Origin of the sequence: uncultured Negativibacillus sp., assembly GCF_944388365.1 — a bacterium.
Lineage (GTDB): Bacteria > Bacillota > Clostridia > Oscillospirales > Ruminococcaceae > Negativibacillus.
In genome coordinates this window covers 17,173-42,204 of the sequence record NZ_CALXIN010000011.1, presented here as the reverse complement: position 1 = coordinate 42,204, position 25,032 = coordinate 17,173, and the positions used below count along the sequence as shown (strand labels likewise).

At 52.9% G+C, this 25,032-nt stretch carries 26 protein-coding genes and 1 other annotated feature; of the genes, 6 read left to right on the top strand and 20 right to left on the bottom strand.

Annotated features, from left to right (window positions below; translation table 11 throughout):
* The 6 genes from Q0L39_RS03255 to Q0L39_RS03230 form a co-directional block, all read right to left on the bottom strand.
* Positions 1 to 1,122, bottom strand: a 1,122-nt coding sequence (locus Q0L39_RS03255; RefSeq protein WP_296626903.1) for a DHHW family protein, incomplete at its 3' end; no start/stop codon positions are given.
* A 15-nt stretch (positions 1,123 to 1,137) separates the two neighbouring features.
* The gene (locus Q0L39_RS03250) at positions 1,138 to 2,466 is read right to left on the bottom strand and encodes an MBOAT family O-acyltransferase (protein ID WP_296626902.1); all 1,329 of its coding nucleotides are present in this window, start codon (positions 2,464 to 2,466) and stop codon (positions 1,138 to 1,140) included.
* A 17-nt stretch (positions 2,467 to 2,483) separates the two neighbouring features.
* Entirely contained in the window at positions 2,484 to 3,095 is a 612-nt protein-coding gene (locus Q0L39_RS03245) for a DUF4093 domain-containing protein (RefSeq protein WP_296626901.1), read from the bottom strand.
* A gap of 22 nt (positions 3,096 to 3,117) precedes the next feature.
* The gene (holA, locus tag Q0L39_RS03240; RefSeq protein ID WP_296626900.1) at positions 3,118 to 4,194 is read right to left on the bottom strand and encodes a DNA polymerase III subunit delta; all 1,077 of its coding nucleotides are present in this window, start codon (positions 4,192 to 4,194) and stop codon (positions 3,118 to 3,120) included.
* The gene (locus Q0L39_RS03235; RefSeq protein ID WP_296626904.1) at positions 4,191 to 6,257 is read right to left on the bottom strand and encodes a ComEC/Rec2 family competence protein; all 2,067 of its coding nucleotides are present in this window, start codon (positions 6,255 to 6,257) and stop codon (positions 4,191 to 4,193) included. Before Q0L39_RS03235 ends, holA begins: the two co-directional genes overlap by 4 nt.
* 37 nt (positions 6,258 to 6,294) lie before the next feature.
* Positions 6,295 to 6,684, bottom strand: a complete 390-nt coding sequence (locus tag Q0L39_RS03230; RefSeq protein ID WP_296626899.1) for a DUF6483 family protein — start codon at positions 6,682 to 6,684, stop codon at positions 6,295 to 6,297.
* 126 nt (positions 6,685 to 6,810) lie between these two features.
* Here Q0L39_RS03230 and Q0L39_RS03225 point away from each other — a divergent pair, with 126 nt between their 5' ends.
* The 4 genes from Q0L39_RS03225 to Q0L39_RS03210 all read left to right on the top strand — a co-directional run bounded on the left by Q0L39_RS03225 (position 6,811) and on the right by Q0L39_RS03210 (position 9,981).
* Entirely contained in the window at positions 6,811 to 7,302 is a 492-nt protein-coding gene (locus tag Q0L39_RS03225) for a TspO/MBR family protein (RefSeq protein ID WP_296626898.1), read from the top strand.
* Between the two features lie 132 nt (positions 7,303 to 7,434).
* Positions 7,435 to 8,118, top strand: coding sequence for a helix-turn-helix transcriptional regulator (locus Q0L39_RS03220; RefSeq protein WP_296626897.1), 684 nt, complete (start codon positions 7,435 to 7,437; stop codon positions 8,116 to 8,118).
* Positions 8,119 to 8,163: 45 nt separating this feature from the next.
* The gene (locus Q0L39_RS03215) at positions 8,164 to 9,111 is read left to right on the top strand and encodes a 2-hydroxyacid dehydrogenase (RefSeq protein WP_296626896.1); all 948 of its coding nucleotides are present in this window, start codon (positions 8,164 to 8,166) and stop codon (positions 9,109 to 9,111) included.
* Between the two features lie 129 nt (positions 9,112 to 9,240).
* Complete coding sequence (locus tag Q0L39_RS03210; protein WP_296626895.1) at positions 9,241 to 9,981, top strand: SGNH/GDSL hydrolase family protein; 741 nt, start codon at positions 9,241 to 9,243, stop codon at positions 9,979 to 9,981.
* On the opposite strand, the gene Q0L39_RS03205 is transcribed toward Q0L39_RS03210, so the two are convergent.
* Positions 9,879 to 10,274, bottom strand: coding sequence for a CPCC family cysteine-rich protein (locus Q0L39_RS03205; RefSeq protein ID WP_296626894.1), 396 nt, complete (start codon positions 10,272 to 10,274; stop codon positions 9,879 to 9,881). The genes Q0L39_RS03210 and Q0L39_RS03205 overlap by 103 nt on opposite strands.
* A 71-nt stretch (positions 10,275 to 10,345) precedes the next feature.
* Positions 10,346 to 11,539, bottom strand: coding sequence for a class I SAM-dependent RNA methyltransferase (locus Q0L39_RS03200; RefSeq protein WP_296626893.1), 1,194 nt, complete (start codon positions 11,537 to 11,539; stop codon positions 10,346 to 10,348).
* A 321-nt stretch (positions 11,540 to 11,860) separates the two neighbouring features.
* Here Q0L39_RS03200 and raiA point away from each other — a divergent pair, with 321 nt between their 5' ends.
* Both raiA and Q0L39_RS03190 read left to right on the top strand, forming a co-directional pair.
* A complete protein-coding gene (gene raiA, locus Q0L39_RS03195) occupies positions 11,861 to 12,385 on the top strand; it encodes a ribosome-associated translation inhibitor RaiA (protein ID WP_296626892.1) in 525 nt (174 codons plus the stop codon).
* A 583-nt stretch (positions 12,386 to 12,968) separates the two neighbouring features.
* Positions 12,969 to 13,229 (top strand) — a binding site (T-box leader).
* A gap of 50 nt (positions 13,230 to 13,279) precedes the next feature.
* Positions 13,280 to 14,953: a 2-isopropylmalate synthase gene (locus Q0L39_RS03190; RefSeq protein ID WP_296626891.1), complete on the top strand. Its 1,674-nt coding sequence runs from the start codon at positions 13,280 to 13,282 to the stop codon at positions 14,951 to 14,953.
* A gap of 83 nt (positions 14,954 to 15,036) precedes the next feature.
* Here the strand turns inward: Q0L39_RS03190 and Q0L39_RS03185 are convergent, their stop codons facing one another.
* The 12 genes from Q0L39_RS03185 to rlmN form a co-directional block, all read right to left on the bottom strand.
* Entirely contained in the window at positions 15,037 to 15,249 is a 213-nt protein-coding gene (locus Q0L39_RS03185; RefSeq protein WP_296626890.1) for a DUF896 domain-containing protein, read from the bottom strand.
* A gap of 19 nt (positions 15,250 to 15,268) precedes the next feature.
* A complete protein-coding gene (locus Q0L39_RS03180) occupies positions 15,269 to 15,886 on the bottom strand; it encodes a hypothetical protein (protein WP_296626889.1) in 618 nt (205 codons plus the stop codon).
* Positions 15,887 to 15,915: 29 nt separating this feature from the next.
* The gene (locus Q0L39_RS03175; RefSeq protein WP_296626888.1) at positions 15,916 to 16,752 is read right to left on the bottom strand and encodes a D-alanyl-D-alanine carboxypeptidase family protein; all 837 of its coding nucleotides are present in this window, start codon (positions 16,750 to 16,752) and stop codon (positions 15,916 to 15,918) included.
* 153 nt (positions 16,753 to 16,905) lie between these two features.
* On the bottom strand, positions 16,906 to 17,631 hold the full coding sequence (locus Q0L39_RS03170) for a 16S rRNA (uracil(1498)-N(3))-methyltransferase (RefSeq protein WP_296626887.1): 726 nt from the start codon (positions 17,629 to 17,631) through the stop codon (positions 16,906 to 16,908).
* A gap of 14 nt (positions 17,632 to 17,645) precedes the next feature.
* Complete coding sequence (prmA, locus tag Q0L39_RS03165; protein ID WP_296626886.1) at positions 17,646 to 18,596, bottom strand: 50S ribosomal protein L11 methyltransferase; 951 nt, start codon at positions 18,594 to 18,596, stop codon at positions 17,646 to 17,648.
* 105 nt (positions 18,597 to 18,701) lie between these two features.
* Complete coding sequence (spoVM, locus tag Q0L39_RS11645) at positions 18,702 to 18,788, bottom strand: stage V sporulation protein SpoVM (RefSeq protein ID WP_366916340.1); 87 nt, start codon at positions 18,786 to 18,788, stop codon at positions 18,702 to 18,704.
* Between the two features lie 63 nt (positions 18,789 to 18,851).
* Complete coding sequence (locus Q0L39_RS03160) at positions 18,852 to 19,487, bottom strand: thiamine diphosphokinase (protein ID WP_296626885.1); 636 nt, start codon at positions 19,485 to 19,487, stop codon at positions 18,852 to 18,854.
* Complete coding sequence (gene rsgA, locus Q0L39_RS03155; RefSeq protein ID WP_296626884.1) at positions 19,484 to 20,413, bottom strand: ribosome small subunit-dependent GTPase A; 930 nt, start codon at positions 20,411 to 20,413, stop codon at positions 19,484 to 19,486. The genes Q0L39_RS03160 and rsgA overlap by 4 nt, the downstream gene beginning before the upstream one ends.
* Positions 20,410 to 20,940, bottom strand: a complete 531-nt coding sequence (locus Q0L39_RS03150; protein ID WP_296626883.1) for a GNAT family protein — start codon at positions 20,938 to 20,940, stop codon at positions 20,410 to 20,412. The genes rsgA and Q0L39_RS03150 overlap by 4 nt, the downstream gene beginning before the upstream one ends.
* 172 nt (positions 20,941 to 21,112) lie before the next feature.
* Positions 21,113 to 23,194 carry a Stk1 family PASTA domain-containing Ser/Thr kinase gene (gene pknB / locus Q0L39_RS03145; protein WP_296626882.1) on the bottom strand — a complete coding sequence of 694 codons (2,082 nt, stop codon included), beginning with the start codon at positions 23,192 to 23,194 and terminating at the stop codon, positions 21,113 to 21,115.
* Between the two features lie 27 nt (positions 23,195 to 23,221).
* The gene (locus Q0L39_RS03140; RefSeq protein WP_296626881.1) at positions 23,222 to 23,956 is read right to left on the bottom strand and encodes a Stp1/IreP family PP2C-type Ser/Thr phosphatase; all 735 of its coding nucleotides are present in this window, start codon (positions 23,954 to 23,956) and stop codon (positions 23,222 to 23,224) included.
* The gene (gene rlmN, locus Q0L39_RS03135; RefSeq protein ID WP_296626880.1) at positions 23,953 to 25,032 is read right to left on the bottom strand and encodes a 23S rRNA (adenine(2503)-C(2))-methyltransferase RlmN; all 1,080 of its coding nucleotides are present in this window, start codon (positions 25,030 to 25,032) and stop codon (positions 23,953 to 23,955) included. The genes Q0L39_RS03140 and rlmN overlap by 4 nt, the downstream gene beginning before the upstream one ends.

Below are 25,032 nucleotides of genomic sequence, written 5' to 3'. Positions count from 1 at the left end.
GGAAAGAGGTTGCTCCCCTGTTTGCTCGGTGTCCAGATACACCATCTTGGCCGGATCGGCATCGTGGATAAAGGTATCCACCGAGTAGGCAATCAGCATCCGCTGATAATTGCCGCAGTCGATCTGCTCGATCTCCTCTTTGCTCATATCGCTCAGATCCACAAACCGGATCTGGGAATAATGTGCTGCCAAAAACGGCAGCACCGGCAGGATGCTGTCATCTCCCACCACCAACAGGGTATTTTGTGTGCGCAGATTGCTGCGGATGGTGATGTCGCCGGTATTTCCTCCCAACAGCACATTCATCTCATCCTCCAGCATCAACAGCTGTTCAGGATAGAGCGAATCATAGGTGTAGGAATAGCCGTCGTTATGGGTGACGGTATAATTGCGGTTGTTCTTCTGATAGCGGTAGAGCGCAATGACATCAGGCGATACATTTTTATAGGTCGATCGCTGATAGGTCTGCCCGTAATAGTCGTGGCTGACATACTGAATGTCAAAATCCTCCTGCGGCTTTGGGGTGTTGTCCAGTCGCTGTGCCAGCACCTCATAGACACTGTACGCTCCCAGCGCCGTCAGGTGCGGGTCTGTTTTATAGTACAGATCCTCCTCCAGCTTGGAGAACAGGGTCGGATAGACATCCACCACCGTCACCTTGCCCAGCAGTCCATTGTAGGTTCTTTCGATGAACTGTTTCTGGTTAAACAGCGGCGCCACCTGTGGGATCTCATTCTGCTTGATCGCACATTTGGTCGGCAGCAGCATCACATAGGTCGGGATTCTGCTGTTTTCCGCCAGCGTATTGAGTGCCTGGGTATTTTGCTCGGTCTGCTCCTGGTCAGGATCTCCAATATCCTCCACCAGAATATCGTCCCCGATAAAAATATTGTCAAACTCCTTGGCGCCGCCTGCCATCTTTAGCGTCACCGCCAGAGAGGACAGCTCCTCCGAAAACGGGATGCTTTTCTGCATGGCTGCTTCCACATCCTCCAGATAGTCGTCCAGCTGGTAATAGCGGTTAAACTTTGGGAAAGCTCCGGCGTGGCTCAACAGCGCCCACACTCCCGCCGATCCCATCAGCAACGCAAGGAGAAGCCCCGGAAGGACCTTATACTTCATGCCGAATCCCCTTTCCTAGATTAAAAACGAAATAGACGCGACGAATATGCCAAAGTAGAGCAGTCCGCCTGCCATGTGAAAAAGGCGCGGCAGTTTTGCTCTGATAAAGTTTCCGATGATTGCGGACAGGCTGGTCGCAAAAAAGAAGCTGAGCAGGATGATCAGATAATTGGTAGAAAGAATGTAGATCATACGGTTATTAAACAGCGGCAGACTGCCCAGTCCAAACATGCACTGCAAATTTACCGCCGTTTCCCGCAGCGAGCTGCCCGAAAAGATGGTAAACGAGAACATGACGATGATAAACGTATAGATGCGGTCAAAAATCGGCGGTATCTTTTGCAGATACTTCATCAGGAAATATTTTTCCAGCAGGATAAAGCAGGTAAAATAGATTCCCCACACCAGATAATTTAACCGCAGACCAAACCACAGTCCCATCAGCATGGTGGTCAGCAGGGTATTTACGATGGTGGAGAGGACGCCGTTGGTATCCGCACCCAGAAAAACATAGACATAGCGGTTGATAAAGCGGGTGACGGTGATATTAAAGCGATTAAAAAAGTCCGAGACCGACCGCGCCTGAAACGGATAATTAAAGTTTTCGGGAAACTCCATGCCAAAAAACGATGCCAGTCCCCGTGCCATATCACAGTAACCGGTCAGCGTATAATACAGACCGAAGGTGGAGGTGATGATGAGCACCCACACCGACAGTACCGTTTTTTCTCCCTCAGGGATGGCTTCCACCGCCTGCTGCACCGAAAGGATGCCTCCCGCCAGAATGACCAGGCGCGCAAGTCCTGCCACATACAGCTGCAATCCTTTCTGCACATGCTCCAGCGACAGATCTCGGCTTTCCCACTGTGTCTTGAGGTCGGAGTACTGCACGATCGGTCCGGCATAGAGCTTGCCAAAAAAGGAGGTAAACAGCAGATAGTCCACGATATTTCCGTCAAACCGCTCGTCACCGTTGTAGACGTCGATGACATAGCCCATCGAGGTGACGGTATAGACCATCAGTCCCAGCGGAAGGGCTTGTGCCGACAGCTCCCGCATCGCCATCGCCGCGATCATCAGTCCGATATTCTTGATGATGCTCAGCCAGAACGCAATCTTTCTGCCCTTCATCTGACCGTTGGAACGCACCAGCTTTGCACAGACAAGATAGTCAAACATCACCGAAAAGAGCAGCATCGGCAGATTTTTCAGATCATTTGCCACATAAAACAGAAACGACGCCAGTACCAGCGCCGCATTTTTGTATTTGGGCGGACAGACGTAGAACAGCAGCATAGCCACCGGCAGGAACAGAAAATGAAATGTCAGTGTATTAAATCCCACAACCGTTTCTCCCCTTCTTACGCCTCATCCGTTGTTTCTTCGTTTTTAAACAGCTGCTCACACAGCTGCACAAGCTGCGGTGCATCCATCAGCGCTCCCAGCACCGTGACCAGCGCATTGGTGCTCAGGTGCTGCGGCAGATTCAGATGCTGCATCAGCACCTTGCGGCGTCCGGCAGCGTCCGGTCCTCCGGACAGTCCCAGCTCAAACAGAAGCAGCTTATCCACCGGCGTGCTGCCGTGCTCCACAGCAGATGCACCGATACCTGCCTTTTGCAGCGCTTCGAGCAGCATCTGCTCCGGCACACCCTCTACTCCCAGTTTTCCTTCCTTGGAGCGATGGGCTTTGCGCTTCTCCTTGCCGTACAGATCGGGAATATAGACATCGACGATATTTTCCTTTCCGCAGATGCTGCGCAGGAAGCTGCGAATCTGAAATCCTGCCGCATCCGAATCGGTCAGCACCGCCAGACCCTGTTTTTTTGCCAGGGTGCGCAGCAGCGCCTGCATCTCTTTGTCCTTATAGATGCGAAATCCATCGGTGCACAGAATGACCCCGTCGACCATTCCGCCCAGTTTTATTTTATCATATTTTCCTTCCACTACAATCGCGCGGTCGGTGTGTATCATCTTGCAAATCTTCCTTTGTGTCTTATTGTTTCTGACCCGAAGCGATTAAAAACAGCTCGGTCACTGCCTGCTCCAGAAGCAGATTGTTGTCGGCACGGGTGCTCTTCATGCGCAGGTCGGTCTGCGCAAGGTAGATGACCGAGCGCTGCAATACCTCCAGCGGATACTTTGCGCAGTCGCGCAGGCTGTTGCGCACCACAAAATCCCGCCCTTTATAGGAAAAGTTCTGTTTGATGGCGTCCTCGCCCTGACCCATGTTTTTGGCGGTTCGGGCGATGTATAAATCAAGATAGGCTCCCGACAGTGCCGCAAGAATTGCGGTCGGCTGGTAGCGCAGATAGATCAGGTCCTCCAAAATGCGCATCGCCTTTTCAAAGCGATCGGCAAGGATCGCCCTGGACAGATCGTACACCGAAGCGCTGACCGTCTTGCAGGTCACCTCTTCGATCATCGTCGCTGTCACTGCCACCGGATGCTGCGCATCGGCGCCATATTTTCCCTGCGCATAAGCTCCGATCTTTTCCAGCTCACCGGACAGCGTCAGCATGTCCTTTTCGCAGCGCTCGATCAGCAAATCGCAGTTATCCTTGGTGATGGTGCAGCCTCTGCTCTCCAGTTTGGAGCGGACAAATCGCGTTAAATCGCTTCCGCTTCGCTTTTTCAGCTCCAAAACTGCGCCGCCCTTGTCGCACAGCGCCACCAGTTTTTTAGCTGCGGCGCTTTTCTTTGGCAGAAACTCCTCCTTGTCCACCACCAGAATCAGCACGGTGGTCTCAGGTGGGTCCTCCAGCAGCGCAGAAATTTTCTCTCTGTCCTTGGCCGAAAGCCCCTCAAAATCAAATTTGTCCACCACGACGCAGCGCTGCTCTGCCAGAAACGGCATTGCCTCGCACGCATCCAGCAGTGCATCAACATCCAGATCTCCGCCGTCAAAGCGGTGAAGGTTAAACGATTCAAACTCCTCCGGCGCCGCCAGACGGATCAGACGCTTGAGGTACATCTCCTTGAGATATTTTTCTTCCCCGTACAGCAGGTACACCCGATACAGATGCCCCAGCTTGATATTCTGCAAAAGCTGGCTTTCTTCTTTAAAGATCATCCCTGTGTTCCCGCCTTTCCGTCCATGTTGATCTTCAGCGCCGATTGTTCGGGCAGCAGATACACTCTGCGCACCTCGCTGCCGCCTTGGTCTATTATATCACATCTCTGCCCTGTTTTTAACAGTTTTTTACCGCCTGCTTCGATCTGCACGCTTTCATCCAGCATCTGGATGGAGACTCCTCCCAGAAGCTGCGCATACAGCGACTGTGGCGACACTGTCTCTGTACCGTCCATCGCCTCCAGGATATGCGCATACATCGTTCCTTTTGGCTCCACCGCTACCATCTTCGGGCGCATTTGCTCGACGACCATATCCAGTCCCACACTCTCGTCGGTATCCTCGCTGGTACACAGCACCAGTTCCAGACGCTCCACTCCTTCACAGCGAAGGATGGACAGGACATCCTGTGCCTCATATTCGTCACAGACATCCCCAACCAAAGCTCCCTGTCCGTCGCGGGTCAGCACCAGCGCATTCTCGGTCGAAAAGATGGTGAGCATCCCTTTGTCGGACAGCGTTTCTGCCGTCATGGTGACGCACAGGCAGAACACCGAACAGCTGACAAAGCAGGCCATGCGGCTGCGCTTTGCGGCATTGGAAAGTCCTTTCCACTTGCAGACAGCAAGCAGCAACAGTGCAACGAGAACGCCGCCGCACAGCATCATCGAAATATCGTGCGAATAAAACAGCGCTCCTGGCAGCGAGGAGATCGCTTTGCTCACCAGCAGAATCCACCGTGCAAAGATTCCGGCAAATCCCGCAGCAACCCTTGCAACCAGCAAAAAGACAAGCCATCCGCTCAGGCTGTGCAGCAGTGCAAACAGCACCGAAAGCACGGCAAAGACCATCAGCGGAGCTGCTGCCCATAGGGCCAGCTCCGCTGCCAGTACACCCCAAATGGCGGTGTACTGAAAGTGGTACAACATCACCGGCATCGAAAACACCGTCGCCGCAAGCGAAGCTGCCGCGGTGGAGCAGAGGGTTCGCAGCAGTTTCTCCATCCGCTCTCCGCCTCTTCCCATCAGCCAGTCGACCGGACCGGTGGTCAAAAGCACCTGCGCAATCGGACTGGTGCAGAGGATAATGCCCAATGTGATGAGAAAGGAAAGCTGAAACGAAATGGAATACAGCGAATATGGCGACACGGCAAGCACGGCGATGGCTGCTGTACAAAGGGCAGCCAGAGTATCTCCTTCCCTTTGCAGCAGCATTCCCAAAGTGTACATCGTCGCCATGATGCCGGCGCGGACCGCCGACGGAGAAAACTGTGCCAGCGCGATATATCCCCACACCGGTCCCAGCGAAAGAAGCGCTGCAAACCGTTTGGGTATCCTGACAAAGGAGAACAGTTTTCCACAGAATGCTCCCATCAGGCTGATATGGATGCCCGAAACTGCCAGAAGATGCACCAGACCTGCGTCGGTCATCATCTGGCGGATTGGCTCTTCGATATTTCCCTTTTCGCCAAACAACACGCCTTCCACAATTCCCAGCACCGGATCGTCATACAGTGTTTGGGTTTCTTCGATGATGCGGTCGCGCAGAAGCTCCTGCGACCGGATACACTCGATGGCGGTCTCTCCGCCAAAGACATAGAAATAGATGCCGCGGCTTTTATCATAATTTTGGATGTCAGCGGTCACCGGCGCCGTAATCTGGATGATATCTCCGGCTTCCGCTGCCTGTTCCTGATAGGTATACAATCTGGCGCGGAGATGATTGGGAAAGCTTTCGTTGTCCAGCGTTTCGATCAGATACTTGCTTCCATAGTCGGTTCGGTCCCACTCCAGCACCCGCGCACAGATCGTCGGCGAAGTTCCGTCAAAGGGCTGTACCCGACCGACGGTGCGCTCGAGAGAAGCAAATTCCACAACCAGCGCCGCCGTCACCGAAACACCCACCAGCCAGATCAGCGACATCCGCCGTTTGGGCAGGTGCATCAGGGAAAGGGCGTTTAGTACCAGCAACAAAGTCAGCACCGCTGCACCTGCCAACAGCAGACGACGGTACCAGCCGTATTCCAGCATCCGTTCATACAGCGGCAAAAACAGAGCGGTCACCGTCAAAAAGGTGAGCGCGCTGACACAGACAGGCCGCTTAATACTCCGTCTGGATGCACAGATAGAGGGCCTGTGCCTGTCCGTCGATAATTTCCTCTCTGCTAAAGTCTCCACGCTCCAGCTCCTCGTCACTCATTCTGCTCAGCTGTTCATAAAACCAGGTGACCAGCTCCTCACATTCCCTGCGGCTGACCTTCTGAGCCACCGCTTCCTCCAGCACCTCAAACAGCAGGTCCTCCGCCTGACCGATCTCACCCTGTCCCAGCATCCGGTCCAGGTCGTCCTGCAGGGAGAGTTCCTCGCCTTCCGGCGTCGTTGGAATTTCTTCCTCCCACTCGTCCCCTTTATACTCCTTGTTAAACAGCAGCTTTGCGTATACGCGGATAATTCCTTCAATTTGACGCTTGAAAAAATCTTCTTTAGCCATTTTTTCATTCACCTCTGTCATAAAATTCCTGCGTGATACCATAATACAATAAATAACGGCGAAAGAAAAGGCAAAAATAATGTACGTCCGTCCTTTTCCGTCTAAATTGATTCAGGAGATGAGATTATGTCAAAAAAACAATCCCTGCTTGCGCTGGCCTTAAACCTTGTGCTGGTCGCAGCGGTCAGCGGACTGTCCGTTCTGCTGTCCGGCGACGGCATGGGCCGCTACCCCGATCTTGTGCGCCCGCCTTTTTCTCCGCCAGGCATCGTCTTTCCGGTGGTCTGGACCATCCTGTTTATCCTGATGGCGGTGTCCGCCTGGATGATTCTGCGCTCGCTGACCGAGGTGTTCTCGATCAAAGGCGCACTGTATTCCTCGTCGCTGCTTTTGTATTTTGTCCAGCTGATTGTAAACCTGCTCTGGCCGGTGCTGTTTTTCCGGCTTTCGCTCTATCTGCCCGCGCTCTTGTGGCTGGTGCTGCTGATCGTGCTGGTTGTACAGATGATCCGCTCGTTTTATCGGGTCAACAAAACTGCCGCTCTGCTGCAGATTCCATATCTTCTGTGGCTGGTGTTTGCAGGCTATTTAAATCTTGGCGTATGGCTGCTCAATTAAATTTTGGCGTATTTGCGCCCTTTTTTCAGGACGCAAGCAGCACTTGCGGCAAAAGAAAGAGGCGCTTGGTTGTATTTTTCCCTCCTGCCTGCTAAACTTTGCTTAACATCAAACGCAAAATGAGGGATCATCATGACCATCGGTGAAAAAATCGGGATGCTCCGCAGAAAAAACGGCTGGTCGCAGGAGACGCTCGCCGAAAAGCTCTCGGTCTCCCGACAGGCAGTCTCGCTCTGGGAGCGAAACGAATCCCAGCCGGAGCTGGAAAAGCTGCTCACGTTGGCAAGGCTATTTTCGGTGACGACCGACTATCTGCTCGACGACAGCGCAGAAGAACCTGCTGCTCCTGCAGCTGCATCCTCCGAGAAGGCTGATCCTCCTTCCTCGGGCAGACACCGGATGCAGGCATTTCCTTTCGCCACCTTTTTAAACTATGCCGGCTTCCTCGTCAGCGCGCTGCTGTGGAAGGAGTATCAACGTGTTTTCCTGCTGATTCCAGGCATCCTGCTCCAGCTGCTGGCGCTCACCATCGCGCTGGGCTGCTGCTGGAAACTGGAATCGCCGCAGAAGGAAACGGCGCGCCGCCGCTGGCTCTGCCACAATCTGTGGGGACTGCTGCCGCTTCCTCTGCTCTGGTGCTGCAACTTTATATTTTCGCTGTATCCGCGCCCTTATGTGGAGGATGCGCCGTTTCTTCTGGCTCTGATCCTCTATCTGGTGATCTGTCCGCTCTGGGTGCGCTCCCTGTGCAGACCGGCAAACAGCTCTGCCGATTCTTCCAAAAAAGATTTACATCCCCCAAAAAAGGGACTATAATGAGGATAGTTTTTGACTCATCAAGCCACTATGGAGGGATTGTTTATGAAAATCGTTCTGCTGGAATCGCTGGGAGTTTCCGAGGAGACCTTGGCTGCCTGTGCAAAACCGCTCACTGACGCCGGTCACACCTTTGTTGCTTATCCGAAGGACACCGATCCACAGGTTCAAATCGAGCGTGCAAAAGACGCTGATATTCTGATGATCGCCAATATGCCGCTGTCCGGTGAGGTCATCCTCGCCTGCAAAAATCTGAAGTTCATCGACGTTGCCTTTACCGGTGTCGATCACGTCGATCTGGATGCCGCCAAAGAGATGGGCGTCAAGGTCAGCAACGCTGCCGGATATTCCACCCAGGCAGTCGCCGAGATCGCTCTGTGCATGATGCTCTCGCTGCTGCGCAACATCCCGCAGGTGGAACAGCGCTGCCGTCAGGGACAGACCAAAGACGGTCTGGTCGGCTGTGAGCTTCGCGGCAAGACGGTCGGCATCGTCGGCGCCGGTGCCATCGGCTGCCGTACTGCCGAGCTGTGCCACGCCTTTGGCTGCAAGGTGCTGGGCTACAAACGCCACGTCACCGGAAAAGAACCATCCTTCATCGAGTTTGTTTCGCTCGACGAGCTGCTCCAGCAGTCGGACATCGTTTCGCTGCACTGCCCGATCAATGAGGAGTCCAAGCACCTCATCAACGCACAGAGCATCGACAAGATGAAACAGGGTGCTTACCTCATCAACACTGCCCGCGGACCGGTGGTCGATTCGCAGGCACTGGCAGACGCTTTAAACAGCGGCTACCTCGCCGGTGCAGGCATCGACGTCTTTGAGAAGGAGCCGCCGCTTTCCACCGATCATCCACTTCTGCACAGCAAAAACACCATCGTTACTCCACACGTTGCCTTTGCTTCGGCTGAGTCGATGATTGCCCGCGCAGAGATCGTATTCGACAACATCCAGAGCTATCTGGACGGCAACCAGAAAAATATCATTCTTTAATCTGTACATCAAAAAACTGCCGCTGTCTTTACAAAACAGCGGCAGTTTTTTCATTATTTTCTGCTCGACAGAAGAGATGGTTTGTGCTATGATGCTGTTACATTTCATCATCAGAAAAGGGGAGATTTTATGGCCATTCTGTGCATCGGAGACAGCCTGACCTACGGCAGAGTCGGCTATTCCTATATCGACCGCCTGAAAACTAATCAGCCGGTCATCAACGCCGGTAAAAACGGGGACACCCTGCATCGGATGACCCAGCGTCTGCGCCGTATCCTCGACGGCTGTGCCGCCGAAACGATCGACACCTGTGTCGTCGGCATCGGCACCAACGACCTGCTGCTGCCCTATCTGTGCACACTGTCGCCCCTGTGGGCGATGCAGTTTGCTCCTCGCTGCCGCAGGATGCAGTGCATCACCGACGACAAGGAGTTTGCCTTTGCCTATGAACAGATGTTGGAATATTTAAAGCGCCGTCAACTGCATGTCATTTTGATCGGCATTCCCTATCTCCAGCTGGAACATTTTCCGCACGACAAAATCTGCCGCTACAACCAGATCATCCGCTCGCTTGCCCACCGGTATGGCTGCGGCTTTGTCGATCTGTACGGGATGCAGCTTCATCTTGCACCTTCCCCTTGCAGCTTTTCCTGGCAGCACCGCAACCTTCCTCGGATGCTTGATTCCGCCGGCATGACCCTCTTTCCTCCGATAAAAGCCCATCTGGAGCGCACACGTCAGCTGGGGCTGTCGGTCGACGGCGTACATTACAACCGCCGCAGTGCAGCGGCTCTGGCTGCCGCCGTAGACCTGCTGCTGGACAAATCCTCCTGCTTTGGCAGCTCCTGCGGATATGGCTTTCGCACATAACACAGCATCCTTTCACAGCAGGCGCCAAACTCCCGATAGTTGCTGCGCGCTTCCCGCAGGGTCATCCCGTGGTTTTCGTCACTCGGCTCCTCATCGGTGGCAATAAACACATCGTTTTCCCAAAAACACACCGGACAGACATAAGCCAGCGCATCCTCGCTGGGTACCGGAAGGGTGAGGCATCCGCAGCACGGACAGGGATACTTTTCCTGCACCGACTGTTCGATTGCGTTTGTCTCCTCTGTTTCTCCCAAGCTTGCTGTTGGTGAATAGATAAACTTTTCTTTTTCCATCGCTTTCCCCCATTTCCTCCATCTTATGTTAAAAACAGGCAGAGCCGCTTTGATCGGCTCTGCCTGTGCTTTTATCGGTACTGTTTTTTGGGTTTCTGGAAAGAAGCAGGTTTCTTTTGTGCTTTGGGTGCGGGCTTTGCGCCGTCCTTTTCAAAGTACATATACAGCTGACACGGGATCATGCCGTTGTAGAGCTTGCGGCGCTTGTCCGCTACCCTTCCAAATGACTTTTCAAACTCCATGTCAGGGCTGATGATGTAATAGCGGTGCGGATAACCCTGATTAAACACCTCACCCATCGTCTGATAGATGTCCTGCGCCGTCTTTAAATCGAGCAGACGCTCGCCGTACGGTGGGTTGCAGATGACCACGCCTTTTTCCACCGGAATGTGGAAATCTTTGACATCGCGCTGTACCACCTGGATGCGTCCGCCTACACCTGCCTGTTTTGCATTGTACTGGGCAAGTTCCACCGCCTGCGGGTCGATGTCGCTGCCGTAAGCGCGGAAGGTGGCATCGCGGCGGATCAGATCAAAGGCGCGCTGGCGCTCCTGCTGCCAGACGGTCTGCGGCAGCCAGTCCCATTTTTCTGCGGCAAAGCGGCGGCGCAGACCTGGCGCGATGCGCAGAGCGTGCAGCGCCGACTCGATGAGCATGGTGCCTGAACCGCAGAACGGGTCGTACAAAATCGAGTCTGGATAGACGTGGGCAAGGTCGATGATGCCCGCCGCCAGCGTCTCTTTGATCGGAGCAAGCACCGCATTTTTGCGGTAGCCGCGCTTGTGCAGTCCGGTGCCGGTGGTGTCCAGCGTAATCATCACCTGGTCGTGGTTGATGCCAAATTCCACCGCATAGGTGGTGCCGGTTTCCTCAAACCAGCTGAGGTTGTACACCTCCTGCAATCGGGTGACGATTGCCTTTTTGATGATCGACTGGCAGTCGGAGATGCTGAACAGCTGCGACTTTAACGACCATCCGCCCTTGACCGGAAAGGCATCCTTTTTGCCGATATAATCCTCAAAAGGAATCTTTTTGACTCCCTGAAACAGCTCTTCAAAGCTGCGCGCCTCAAACCGGCCCAGCACCAGCTGGACGCGCTCGGCAGTGCGCAGTCCGATGTTTGCTCTGGCAATCATGCTCTCGTCCCCTTCGAAGGTGATCCTTCCGTCGGTGACCTCCAGATTTTCTCCGCCCATCCTGCGGATCTCGGAAGATAAAACGCTCTCCAGCCCAAAGTGGCAGGGCGCTGACAATACTACTCTCAACAGCGATTCTCCTTTTCTGTCTGACCGTATCCCATTATGAAATCAGATTTATCATATCAAGTTTGCCCTGCAAATGCAAGTGTTTATGCCCTATTTACCCTCTCGTCTCTCCTGTTTGTACAGTGGTGATGCAGGTTCTGGGGCTGTTTTCCTGCAAAACTTTTGCTTTTTTGGGCGTTTGCAATTCTTTCACAGAAAAGATATTGTTTTTTATCACATTCTCCTTGACCTTTTGAGAGGAACGTAGTATAATAAACTCAACAAAATCATATTAAGCTTCTTAATATATTTTGTACATTATCCGCAAAAGGGGTTGAAGCGATGAAGATCAATATCACAGCCAGAAATACAGGTATCAAAGATTCTTTCCGTGCAAGAGTTGAGAAGAAACTTTCCAAATTTGATAAATTCTTTGGCGACAGTGCACAGTCCCAGGTCACCGTCATTCATTCGGGCGATCATGAGACCGTCGAAGTCACCATCAAATCGGAAGGTCTGTTCTTCCGTGCAGAAAGAACCGCTGATGAACGTGAAGATGCTCTGGAAGCGGTTGTCGACTCCTTGTTCCGTCAGATCGTAAAGAACAAAAACAAACTGGAAAAACGGATGAAATCTGCATCCTTCACTCCAGAATTTATCGAAGAAATGTACGAGCCGGATGAATATAAGGTTGTAAAGACAAAACGGTTCCCAGTCAAACCGATGGAGGTCGAGGAAGCAATCCTCCAGATGAACATGCTCGATCATGAATTCTTCGTATTCCGCAACGCAGCATCTGGCGAAATCAACGTCGTATACAAACGCCACGATGGCAACTATGCTCTGATTGAACCGGAAGCAGAATAATTTGCAGAGTAACGGGCTGTGCAGTGCACAGCCCGTTTTTTGTTATGGCCAATCCACGTAGATACAGTCGCACAATGTTTCCCCATTATTCATTTTGAGGCAATACCTTACCTCATAACTTGGAATTCATGCGCACCCTTTTGGAGGATGTGCATTTGCTTTTAGCATCCCCTGATGTTCTATCGCGCGAATCAACCGCTCATACTCTTCTTTTATTTTTTCTGGTTGATTGACAATTCTTCTCGTTCCATGTGTGGGAACCTCATATTCAATCGATTGGATTGCCTCAACGTTAACCTTTGATAAATCGAGCGGGCGACTCTGTATACACCTCACTAAAAGGAGAAGAAAAATAAGCACCACAAGAAACATTGTCACAATAGACCTCAAATTTTTTCTAGCATACACGAGACTTCCCCCTTTCTATTTTTAGTATAACAAAGATTCTATTGCTTTTCAAATCTTGCTTTCCTATAATGGGAAAATGTCACTACTTATGTACGATATTGTTTTTTCACCCATTTTGTAGCAAGCAATTCAGACTTGACATTTTCACAAAATCCATTTATCATAAAGAAAAATTACAACAGCGTTGAACAGGAATAGTAGGCGGACAACCCTCCTCAGAGAACTGCCGGCCGGTGCAAGGCAGCGGTGGAACTCCGTTCGAACTGACCTGGGAGCTCTGTCCCCAAATCCATCCCGATGGAAAGTAGGCGGCAGCGGAATTGTCCGACCGTTATCCTGGCATTGTATCGGCAGCATGGCCCGTACAAACAGAGTGCACACCTAAACGGTGTGAATCAGGGTGGTACCGCGGAAGTTTCGGTCTTTCGTCTCTGAAATATTCAGGGACGAAAGACCTTTTTTGTCCCTGCGAAAGGAAGTTTTACTGTGAAAAACGTTCAGAAATATGCCCGCAACTATTTTAATCCGCCGGTCACCGACTGCCGCTGGAGCAAACGGGAGTACATTGACCAGGCTCCTCGCTGGTGCAGCGTCGATCTGCGCGACGGCAATCAGGCGTTGATTGTGCCGATGGACCTTGAGAAAAAGCTGGAATTTTTCCAGTTTCTGTGTAAGCTCGGCTTTCGGGAGATCGAGGTCGGATTTCCTGCCGCATCGGACACCGAGTTTCAGTTTGTCCGCCGCCTGATCGAGCATCACCTCATCCCTGACGATGTCACCATCCAGGTCATCACTCCTGCGCGCGACCACATCATCGAAAAAACCTTCGAGGCGCTGCGCGGCTGCCGTCGTGCCATCATCCATCTGTACAACTCCACCTCCGTTGCCCAGCGTCAGCAGGTGTTCTGCAAATCCGATGAGGAGATCATCCGGATTGCCGTCAACGGCACCCGCAAGATTGCCGAATGTGCTGCCCGCACCGCCGGAGAATTCCTGCTGGAATACACTCCCGAAAGCTTCACCGGCACCGAACCGGACTTTGCCGTTCGCATCTGCAACGCAGTACTGGACGCCTGGCAGCCAAACGAACATCGGCCGGTCATTATCAACCTGCCTTCGACGGTGTCGCTGTCGATGCCGCACATCTACGCCAATCAGGTGGAATATCTGGGCGACCACCTCAACTTCCGTGAGCATGTCATCCTCTCTCTGCATCCGCACAACGACCGCGGCAGCGCTGTTGCCGAAGCAGAACTGGGCATCCTCGCCGGCGGTCAGCGGGTGGAAGGTACCCTGTTTGGCAACGGTGAACGCACCGGCAACGTCGACCTCATCACGCTGGCACTCAACCTCTATTCCCATGGCGTCGATCCACAGTTGGATCTGTCCGACCTGCCTCATGTGGCTGAGGTTTATGAGGAGTCGACCGGTATGAATATTCCGCCTCGTCAACCCTACGGCGGTCAGCTGGTGTTTGCTGCCTTTTCCGGCTCTCATCAGGACGCCATCGCCAAAGGAATGCAGTGGCGGCAGACTCACGACTGCGACCACTGGAATGTTCCCTACCTTCCCATCGACCCCGAGGACATTGGACGCAGCTATGAGCACGACGTCATCCGCATCAACTCCCAGTCCGGCAAGGGCGGCATCGGTTATCTGCTGGAACACAAATACGGCATCCATATGCCAAAGGCGATGCGAGAGGAATTTGGCTACCTCATCAAAGGCATCTCCGACCACCAGCACAAGGAACTGTCGCCGGAGGAGGTACACAAAATCTTTACCGACACCTATCTCAATCTGAATGCTCCGATTCAGCTCGACGACTTCTACTTTGTACACAAGAAGGAATACCACACCACCGTATCGCTGACGGTGCGCGGAGAACAGCTGGAGCTGACTGGCCGAGGCAACGGTCGATTCGACGCGGTGAGCAACGCTCTGCGTAAAGGTTTGGACATCCGTTTCCACGACATTGTCTACCAGGAGCACGCGCTGGAACGCGGTTCGACCTCCCGCGCGATCGCCTACATCGGCATCACCTCGGAACAAGGAAAGGCGTTCTGGGGCTGCGGCGTCCACACTGATATTATCGCGGCTTCGGTTTATGCACTGTTCAGCGCAGTCGACCGAATGCTGACCGATCCATCGGCAAAATAGTTCTTTCAAATGGAACCTCTTTTTGTCATAACACGATTCAAAAACAGCCTGTGAAAAATTTTCACAGGCTGTTTTTTCTAGGTTTATTTTTCTTTTTTGCGGTCGCTGACCCGCTCCCTTGTTCCATCGGGACGGACGATCACCGAGTGATCCAACGTTGCACGAAGGCTTCCCTTCATGCTGTCGATATACTCCTGCCGCAGCGCCTGCTGTTCGCGCTTTTCTTCCTCGGTCAGCGGCTGCACTCTCGATTTTCTGGACAGCTCACTGATACGGTCGATCTTTGCTTTTTCCATGTTGTTCTTCCTCCAATGTTTATGACGCTTCTTCGCCCGACTGTCCGATCACCGGTTCGGGAAAGAATCGGTTTTCCAGCTCTTCCTTCAGGTTATATTCCTCATAAGGATGTGCGATCATACTGATTTCAGCGATACACTGTCCGCTGTTGTCAAAATAATAGCTGTAAACAATCTTTTCAAATCCATCAGGTCCTTCCACACGCTGTTCCAGCTTTTCCACCATCTCCAGTACCTGTCGAGCTGTCGGCTGGGCGGTGCGGATGCTCAGATTTCGCCCATGATAGGTAAAGGACAGCACCTCGGTTTCCTCCGGAAGCGCATTGATCACCTGGGTCAGAACGCTGAAATCGTTGCGCGGAATAAACTCAAAGTCGGCAACTGCCTCGACCAGCGCTTCCAGGTATTTATAAACCACTGTTTGCAGCCGTTTGCCCTGCACCGTAAGTTTGGAGCTTTCGCCCAATCCATCGACCAGATGGTTGATGATCTCGATCTTTTCAGCCTGGGCAAAATCAATCGTCCTGCCCGCAGTGCGGATTCCCAGCAGCAAAATCAAAAAAGCGGACAGCAAAAAAATCAGATGAATGCACACCTGGTCAAAGATTTTCTGTGACCTGCTTTTTCTTTTGCGCACGCTGTCCCCTCCGCTCTTAAGATTGTTTTTTAAGAAACCTGTGGGTCAGCAAACGGGTCACTGATGCCGGTGTAACCTTCCGGCACCTCCTGCTGTAAATATTCCTCCAGGCACAGTCCGCTCTCCTTCATCAGCTTTGCATGGGTCTTGCCGACAAAACGGTAATGCCACGACTCATAGATGATCTTGGTGACGTCCTGTTTGTCCTCGGGATAGCGCAGTACAAAGCCGTACTCCCACGCGTGCTCCTGCAGCCACTGTCCTGCCTCGGTATCAGCAAACTCCGGGTCGAGTGTCTGGTGGGTCGGTGTGACGATGTCCGCTGCCAGTCCGGTGTGATGTTCACTGGTGCCTGGAATAGCGATGGCACTGGCAGTCAGGTCGTATGCCTCCTGCCGGCTCTTTCCCTGGTTGAGATAAATCTGCACCTGTTCATCAAACAGTGTCTGCTGTTTTTCAATGGAACGGTAGGCCGAGCAGACCAACAGGTCCACTCCGTCTTTGGCTGCCGCGTCGATCATATTGCGCATCGTCTGAGCAACGCGGGCATCCATCTCAAAGCTGTTCTGCACCACTTCGGTCTCAACGGTGAAATCCTGCGGCAAAGGGTTATCCACATTGGCAAGCAGCAGATACCACTCCTGCTTTTCCTGTGCAAACTCCTCTGCCAGCTTCTGGGTGTCCTGTTCCTCCGAGGACTCCTCCTGCTGCGCTTCCTCTTCCTTCGGCTGGGTTGGCTGCTCTTCCTCAATCGTTTCCTCGTCAGAAGACTGGGACTGCTGATTGTTCTGCTCTTCGGAAGGCTTTTGATTGTTCTGCGCCAGTAAAACCGCACCTACTGTGATTGCTCCAAGCAGAAGAATCAAAACCAGTCCAAGTGCAGCCCCTGTTCCAGATCTTCTTTTCTTTTTATGGTGTTGTTGCGGCTGTTGTCTCTGTGGCCGTTGTCTCTGCGGTTGTTGTCTCTGCTGTGCCATGTTTACATCCATTCTTTCTGTGGTTAAAATTGCTGCATCGTGTTATTCCATATTTCCCGTTTCAAACATGATGATGGAGAGCGCTGCCAGCGGTGCTGTTTCACAGCGCAGGATTCGCTTGCCAAGCGACAGCACCTGACAGCCTGCCTGCTGCGCCTGCAAAACTTCCTCCTCATCAAAACCGCCTTCTGCTCCGATGAGCACGGCGATCTCCTTTCCCGCCTGCTGGATTACCTGGCGAGCCGGTGCAGTTGCATTTTCATAAAAGAGGATGGCACAATCCGCCTGCTGCATCTGCTGCAGAGCGGCAGGCAGTTCCAGCATCGGCAGCACCTGCGGCACCTTGCCGCGGCCGCTCTGCTTTGCCGCTTCCAGCGCAATTCGATTGTAGCGCTCCAGCTTCTTTGCCATCGACTTCTGATCCGGTTTGGAGACACAGCGCCGTGTCAGCACCGGCGTAATGGCATCCACACCAAGCTCCACCGCCTTTTGAACGATCAGTTCCAGCTTGTCCGCCTTGGGCATCGCCTGATACAGATGCACCTTTACCGTCGGCTCGCTCTGACTGGGCAGCACGTCCAGCACCTTCAGCTGTACCTGATGGTCGTCCAGCGCTTCTATCATACATTCATAGTCATAGCCTTTTGTGTCACATACTGTCAGCGGATCTCCTACCTTCATGCGAAGTACCCGCGCGATGTGTCTGGCATCGTCGCCGGTGATGGTGCCACCCTGCTGACTGATGGTCTGTGTAAAAAATCTGGGCATTGTTTTTCTCCTGTTTATTTTGCCTTGCAGGCCATAGCGACCCATCCGCCGGAGGTTCTGCGGTCGATGACCTCAAATCCACAGCGATCCAGCGCATCGCGGACATCCTGTTCACGGGTGTCGATGATACCGGAGGTGATAAAGATGCCGCCCTCTGCAAGGTATTTGCCGACATCCTGGCTCAGCCGGATGATGACATCCGCGACGATGTTGGCGCAGATCACCTGGAAGCTGCCCTCGACCTGGCTGGTGAGATCTCCCCGATGGAAGGCGATGCGGTCACCTACGCCGTTGAGGTCGGCGTTTTCGCCGGCAACCTTGACAGCGACCTCGTCGATGTCACAGCCCTTGATCTCTTTTGCACCCAGCAGCGCCGCTGTGATGGCCAGAATACCGCTTCCGCATCCGACGTCGAGCACACAGTCGTCCTTGGTCAAATACTCCTCCAGCAGCTCCATACACAGTCTGGTGGTATCATGGGTTCCGGTGCCAAAGGCCATGCCTGGATTGAGGGTCAGCACAACATCGTCCGGCTGACGGTCATATTCTTCCCAGGATGGGCAGACAACCAGATGTTTTCCGACCTTGACTGGATGGTAATATTTTTTCCAGGCGTTGGACCAGTCCTCCTCATTGAGGTTTTTTAATTCCATCTCCAGACGTCCATAGAGTCCCTCGGTGTCCTGCGATTTTAACCGCGCCAGAATCTCTCTGGCTGCTGCCATCTCCTCCATACCCTGTGGGTTGTTTGGCAGATAGAGGGTCACGCTGGTCTCACAGTCCTTCATGTGTGCCATAACCTCCTGGTCGATATAGTCCCAGTGAGGAGTGGTGTCGTGGAGGAATTCGTCAAAGTCCTTCGCATCCTCAATCATGAAGCCCTGGATGCCCAGATCCAGCAGGCTGCCGGTCAACGGTTCGATTCCTTCGCTTGTGGTATAAATCTTCACTTCAGTCCAGTTCATCTTGTGTTATCTCCTATTCTTTGTTCAGATTGCTTGTCCTTACGTTTGGTATCCTTACCGGTGTATCTGTCCGCAGGGAAATTCCCTGCGAACAGATACACCGGTTTAGTTTTCTTCGCTCTTATGTATTTTAAAGATCATCCTTAAAATACCGGAAAGGAAACGGGGACTTTTGATAACAACGACTTTCATAAACAATACCTCCTTAACATCAACACTGCTGCATTCTATGCCAAAAAGGTTTATTTTGTTCATCTATTCCCCTCGGTTGGCGATAATTACCAGTATTCCCTCCCGAACATGCACGGTGGCGTCCTCCCCTGGCAAAAAGGCATTGCTGACGCCAAGCGGAAAGCGGTTGTCGATGGAAGCATCCTCCGTTTCATACTTTGCGTGGTGAATGGTGACGCCATCCGCTCTGTCGCTGTGGCAGAACACCGAAAAGTGAAAGCCCCTCTCATAGGGGATGGTCACGCTCTGACCATCCCTGATTGCGGTGATGCGGCAGTCCTTGTCCACAATCTGTGCCGTTTCTCCGTGTTCGACCGCATACACCACTGTCTGAATATTAGCCAGCGTGTGGTCAAGCCGGCCGCCCAGCATTCCCAGCATCATTATTTCATGGTATCCGCGGCGGATCGCCTCCTTGACGGCGAGCATGGTGTCGGTATCGTCCTTTTCCACCGGATAGCGCAGCAGCTCACAGTTTTGCGGCAGGCTTCCGTTGTACGAGTCAAAATCTCCCAGCACCAGATCGGGCATAACACCCATCGACACACAGTAGGCATAGCCTCGGTCGGCACAGATGATATAATCATCCTCCCGCAGCAAGTTCTGCGCATAGCGCAGGTCTGCAATCTCGCCGCCGCCAAATATTACGCATCGGTTCATAGTTTCATCTGTCCTTTTGTTTCGCGTCCAATTTCCCACTCTTTGATATTTTTTGCCTGTTCATAGAGCGCCAGATAGCTCTGGTGACGGCTCGGTGCAATTTCTCCGTTTTTCACCGCCTCCAGCACTGCACATCCTGCTTCCTTGGTGTGGGAACATCCGCGGAAGCGGCACTGTCCTTCGTACTGGCGCATCTCGCGGAAACAGTCTGCCAGCTCGTCCTTGAGGATGATCTGGAACTTTTCCAAGTCTACCGCCGAAAATCCCGGGGTGTCCGCTACAAATCCGCCCTGAGGCAGTTCGTACAGCTCAACGTGGCGGGTGGTATGGCGTCCGCGTCCCAGCTTCTGGCTGATGTCGCCGGTATCCAGGCTCAGTCTGGGGTCGATGGCGTTGAGCAGCGTCGATTTGCCTGCACCGGAGTTTCCGCAGAAGGCGCTGGTCTTGTCGCGCAGCATCTCCATGACCTCCTCGATGCCCTCGTGTGCCAGCGTCTTTGTCTCCAGCACAGTAAACCCTGCCTGACGGTAGATCTGTGCAAATTCGGACGGGTCTGCCAGGTCACACTTGGTGATGACGATGACCGGCTCGATCTGCTGATACTCTGCAATGGCGATCAGCTTGTCCAGGACAAAAGCGTTGGGAGCAGGGTCGGCGATGGAAACCACCAGCACCAGCTGGTCAAGGTTTGCCAGCGGCGGACGCACCAGACTGTTTTTGCGCGGCTGCACCTGCAGCACATATCCCTTGCCCTGCGGCGTGAGTTCCACCTCCACCCAGTCGCCGACGCAGGGTTTGATGTTCTGCTGCCGGAAGGCGCCGCGGGCTCTGCACTCGATCATCTCCCCTTTATTTCGGGGATCGGATACATAGTAAAATCCGCCCAACGATTTCATGATTCTTCCCTGAACATTTTGTTGTGTCAAACTGCTGATCCCTCCTGATTTCTGTTCCATTCATCCCTGATAAAACTGTATAGATAGCTGTCGTGATAACTTCCGTGGTGAAAGCGGTATTTTCTCAATATTCCTTCCGCACGAAATCCACAGCGTTCCAGCACCTTCTGTGCTGCAATGTTGTCGACGTCGGTATCCGCCTCCAAACGGACCACGGGAAAATTTTCCATGAGGTAGTCCCGACACAGCAGCAGCACACGGGAAGCAAGGTGATGTCCCTGTGCCGATGGATGCAGCACAAATCCCAGCCGCACCAGACCCTCCCGTATAAAGTTGAGGTAGAATAGTCCGACTGCCCTTGCGTCCTCCTCGATCATCAGCATCTGGAACTGTTCACTGCAAAGCCCGTCGCTTTCCAGCTGCTTTTGCAGCATCAGCGCCGATTCGATCCTGCACTCCTGATACATCCCTCGAACCTCTGCTATCTGAAAGGCTGCCAACACCGGCAGATCCTCCCTTTGCAGAGGACGGATGCAGAGATTTTGCTGTGTTATCATCGTCCTTCCCTCCCTTGTCGGCAGAGTATCTTTTCCTCTGTCTTTTTCTCCCTGTATCTTTTTATTATACCAAATTTCAAAGCAAAAGGCGAGTACTCCGCCTGTAAAATTTGGCAGCCTTTCCCGATATACAAAATCCCCACATCCTGCATACAGGATGTGGGGAAACAGTTTAATCGTCACTTGGCTCTGGATACTCGTCGTCGGAAGTCTGTGTATCCTCCTCGTCATCGCGGGCTTCCAGACTCTGACCGACTGCCTGCAGGTCGCTGGTCGGTACCACGACACCGGTATCAAAGTTGACATCGTAGGTCAGATACAGTTCTCCGTCGATATAAATCTCTACCTTACCGTCGCCCTTTCCTGTTGGACGGGTGGTCCAGGTGGACTGTTTGGACAGGTCCGGATCGCCGTAACCGGTTTCGGTGCCGTCCACAAAGGTCTGTACATGAACGGTGCCGTCGCCCTGCGGCAGATCAAACTTGATCTCAACCTGACGCGGTTTGTTCGGATCCTCCCAGCCGTCGCCGCCCATGACGGTGACCTGAATGACAGTACCTGCCGGTACCAGCGCATCCTCGCTCGGAGTCTGTTCCAGAATGGTACCTGCCGCTTCGGTGTTGGTAGGATCGCTCTCTGGGTCTACCTCTTCGACACATTCAATACGCAGACGCTTTGTTGAAAGCAGCGTCTTTGCCTCATGGAAGTTCATGCCGACGACCAGCGGAACGGTCTGGTTCTGATCCTGCGAACCAAGGCTGACATAGACGCTGATCTCATCGCCCTCAGCTACTTCCTCTCCGGCTCCTGGCGAGGTCGTTACTACCGTGCCGGCGGCATATTCGTTGGAATAGGTTTCAGTTTCGCTCCACTTGAGGTTGTTCTTGCTCAGATCGCGGAATACCTCGGTGGAGTCCTTGCCGGCGTAATCTTCCAGAATGATGGTCTGTTTGCCGGTGCTGACCTTGATGTTGATGGTGGAATTCTCCTTGACCACCTTGCCTGGGTCGGGATTCTGCTCATAGATCTCACCCGCCTCGTACAGGCTGCTCGGTCCTTCTTCCTCCACCACGATCTTGAACTGTTCGGCATACTTTGTCTTGATGCTCTCGTAGTTCATGCCGATCAGGTCCGGAACGGTCGCGTTTGCTACCTGCTCAAACGGCTTATTCACAATAAACAGCATTGCGATAAATGCACAGGCTGCCAGCAAAAAAGCAAAAGCAATTCCTGCCATAACCGGAACGACGGGCAGCGGTTTTCTTTCATACGTGTCCTGTGTGTTCTTCCTTTTGGAAGGTGTTTTTTCTTTTTTCATCTGTCTTGCATCCCTGTGTACTACTTTTTTTGCATCCTGCTGATGGCGAAATTCATTCTGAATGTGCACCTGAGCAGGCTGTTCGTATTTATACGAAAATACGATGGACGGATTTTTTTTGAACTCGTCGATGTCGTGCAGCATCTCGGCGGCAGACTGATAACGTTTGGACGCGTCCTTCTGCATAGCGCGCATGACGATCTCCTCCAACCCTTCCGGAATATCAGGGTTAATGGAGCGCGGACGGATCGGCTCGCTCTGAATCTGCTTGATTGCCACCGAAACCAGCGAATCTGCCTCAAACGGCAGCTTGCCGGTGAGCATCTCAAACATCATGACACCCAGCGAATACAGGTCGCTTCGTGCATCGGTGCAGGCGCCGCTGGCCTGTTCAGGGCTGATATAATGCACCGAACCGATCGCCTTGTCGGTGATGGTCTTGGTGTTGCTGCGCGAAAAACGCGCAATGCCAAAGTCGGTGATCTTGATGCTGCCGTCGGACAACAGCATGATATTGTGGGGCTTTACATCCCGATGAACGATGCCTTTATCATGGGCATGCTGCAGTGCCTTGAGGATCTGCACCGTAAAATGGACCGCCTCTTTCCAACGCAGCACATGCTCCTGATCTATATAATCTTTCAGCGTAATCCCGTCGATATATTCCATGACAATCGACTGGATGCGGTTTGAAAAGATGACGTCATATACCTTGACGATGTTGGGGTGATCCAACAGGGAAATGGCTCTGGATTCATTGCGGAAGCGGCGCATAAATTCGTCGTTGTCCATGTATTCCTCGCGAAGGATCTTGACTGCAACAATCCGATCCTCCAACACGTCATACGCCTTGTAGACATTGGCCATGCCGCCGACGCCGATCAGTTCCCTGATCTCATAACGTCCATCCAGTTTCTTTCCAATGTATTTATCCATGTAAACTTGCCTCCTGCAAAGCGGGCCTTATTTGCGATACAGCATGACTGCTGTAATGTTGTCCAAGCCGCCCTGATTGTTTGCATAATCAATCAGGCTCTGAATGCTGTTCTTATGGACGCAGTTTTTGAGCATCTCCGGCAGCTTTTCTTCCTTCAGATAATTGGAAAGCCCGTCGCTGCACAGCAGAACAATGCTTTCCTTTTTCAGCTCGTACATCTGATAATCAATATCCAGTGTATCTCCCACGCCGATGGCACGGGTGATATAGTGCTTTTTAGGGTGATTGACCGCTTCTTCCTGGCTGATCTCTCCGCGGTCGACCATATTCTGCACCAGTGTGTGGTCATGTGTCAACTGTTTGACCGCCTTTTTTTCCACCATATAGATGCGGCTGTCGCCAATGTTGACGATGTGCATATTTTCTCCGACCACCACAGCCAGCACCAGCGTGGTGCCCATTCCGTGATAATCCGGATTTCCCTTTGCCATCGAGTAGACCTTGGCGTTGGCTGCGCTGATGGCAGAAAAGATGACCGCTTTTGCCGCTGCCTCGCTCATCTGATCGTTGACATCGCGCTGAAGATATTTTTCAATCATCTGACAGGCGGTGGCGCTTGCCACATCGCCTGCTTTTTCGCCGCCCATGCCGTCACAGACGATGGCATAACCGGAACATTCTCCCACGGTGCGGCAGACAAAGACGTCCTGATTCTGCTCCCGCTTTCGTCCGGTATCGGTCGCTCCTAAACATTTGATCACAACTCTTCCCTCCCCTGACTGCGCTGCTGGTCATATTCTCTGCGCAGCTGGCCGCAAGCCGCATTGATGTCCGCTCCCAGCTCCCGTCGGATGGTCGCGTTGACACCTCTTGCTTCCAGCGCCTTCTGAAATGCCTCTATGCGCTGTCTGGAACCTCTCTTAAATCCTCTTTCCTTGACCGGATTGACCGGAATCAGGTTGACGTGGGCACTCATTCCTCTTAACCGGTCTGCCAGTTCATTGGCATGGCGCACCTCGTCGTTGACTCCTTCGATCAGAGCATATTCAAACGAAATTCTTCGGCCTGTCTTGTTAAAATAATACCGGCAGGCTTCCAGCAGCTCGTCGATCGGATACCGCTTATTGATCGGCATGGTCTGGCTGCGGATCTCGTCGTTTGGTGCATGCAGCGAGATGGACAGTGTCAATCCCACCTTTTCCTCTGCCAGCTGGTAGATTCGGTCCACCAATCCGCAGGTGGACAACGACAGATGCCGCAGGCTGAGGTTATAGCCCTCCGGCGAGGACAGGATGTGCAAAAACTTCATCACGTTGTCGTAGTTGTCAAACGGTTCTCCGATGCCCATCAGAACAACGTTGCTCACCCGCTGGCCGCTGTCGCGGGTGACGGTGTAGATTTCGTCGAGCATCTCGGACGGTTCCAGCGACCGCACCAGTCCCGCCAGCGTGGACGCACAAAATTTGCAGCCCATCCGGCAGCCCACCTGGGTGGAGATGCACACCGAGTTTCCATACTTATATTTCATCAGAACTGCTTCCACGCAGTTGTTGTCCTTGAGCCGCAGAAGATACTTTTGGGTGCCGTCAATCTTTGATGTCAGTTTGCGGATGATCGACAGGCTGTTTATGTAGTAGTTCTGCGCAAGCTGCTGGCGAAATGCCGCCGGCAGATTGGACATCTCCTCAAAGGATTCCACCCGCTTTTCGTGCAGCCAGGAATACACCTGCTTGCCGCGGAATTTGGGCTGTCCCATCTGCACCATCGCCTCGGTCAGCTCTGCAAGCTCCAGCGACTTAATGTCCTGTTTGTCTTGCCATTGGTTGTTTTGCTCCAC

What these genes read in the sequence shown, in the direction of transcription:
- Q0L39_RS03185 (WP_296626890.1), bottom strand. Translation starts at nt 15,249, where the DNA reads ATGGAAAAAGCAAAGATCGACCGTATCAGTGAGCTGTCCAGAAAATCG.
- Q0L39_RS03150 (WP_296626883.1), bottom strand. Translation starts at nt 20,940, where the DNA reads ATGATAACACAGCAAAATCTCTGCATCCGTCCTCTGCAAAGGGAGGAT.
- raiA (WP_296626892.1), top strand. Translation starts at nt 11,861, where the DNA reads ATGAAGATCAATATCACAGCCAGAAATACAGGTATCAAAGATTCTTTC.
- spoVM (WP_366916340.1), bottom strand. Translation starts at nt 18,788, where the DNA reads ATGAAAGTCGTTGTTATCAAAAGTCCCCGTTTCCTTTCCGGTATTTTA.
- Q0L39_RS03215 (WP_296626896.1), top strand. Translation starts at nt 8,164, where the DNA reads ATGAAAATCGTTCTGCTGGAATCGCTGGGAGTTTCCGAGGAGACCTTG.
- Q0L39_RS03210 (WP_296626895.1), top strand. Translation starts at nt 9,241, where the DNA reads ATGGCCATTCTGTGCATCGGAGACAGCCTGACCTACGGCAGAGTCGGC.
- Q0L39_RS03160 (WP_296626885.1), bottom strand. Translation starts at nt 19,487, where the DNA reads ATGAACCGATGCGTAATATTTGGCGGCGGCGAGATTGCAGACCTGCGC.
- Q0L39_RS03205 (WP_296626894.1), bottom strand. Translation starts at nt 10,274, where the DNA reads ATGGAAAAAGAAAAGTTTATCTATTCACCAACAGCAAGCTTGGGAGAA.
- Q0L39_RS03220 (WP_296626897.1), top strand. Translation starts at nt 7,435, where the DNA reads ATGACCATCGGTGAAAAAATCGGGATGCTCCGCAGAAAAAACGGCTGG.
- Q0L39_RS03170 (WP_296626887.1), bottom strand. Translation starts at nt 17,631, where the DNA reads ATGCCCAGATTTTTTACACAGACCATCAGTCAGCAGGGTGGCACCATC.
- holA (WP_296626900.1), bottom strand. Translation starts at nt 4,194, where the DNA reads ATGATCTTTAAAGAAGAAAGCCAGCTTTTGCAGAATATCAAGCTGGGG.
- Q0L39_RS03225 (WP_296626898.1), top strand. Translation starts at nt 6,811, where the DNA reads ATGTCAAAAAAACAATCCCTGCTTGCGCTGGCCTTAAACCTTGTGCTG.
- prmA (WP_296626886.1), bottom strand. Translation starts at nt 18,596, where the DNA reads ATGAACTGGACTGAAGTGAAGATTTATACCACAAGCGAAGGAATCGAA.
- Q0L39_RS03245 (WP_296626901.1), bottom strand. Translation starts at nt 3,095, where the DNA reads ATGATACACACCGACCGCGCGATTGTAGTGGAAGGAAAATATGATAAA.
- pknB (WP_296626882.1), bottom strand. Translation starts at nt 23,194, where the DNA reads ATGGATAAATACATTGGAAAGAAACTGGATGGACGTTATGAGATCAGG.
- Q0L39_RS03230 (WP_296626899.1), bottom strand. Translation starts at nt 6,684, where the DNA reads ATGGCTAAAGAAGATTTTTTCAAGCGTCAAATTGAAGGAATTATCCGC.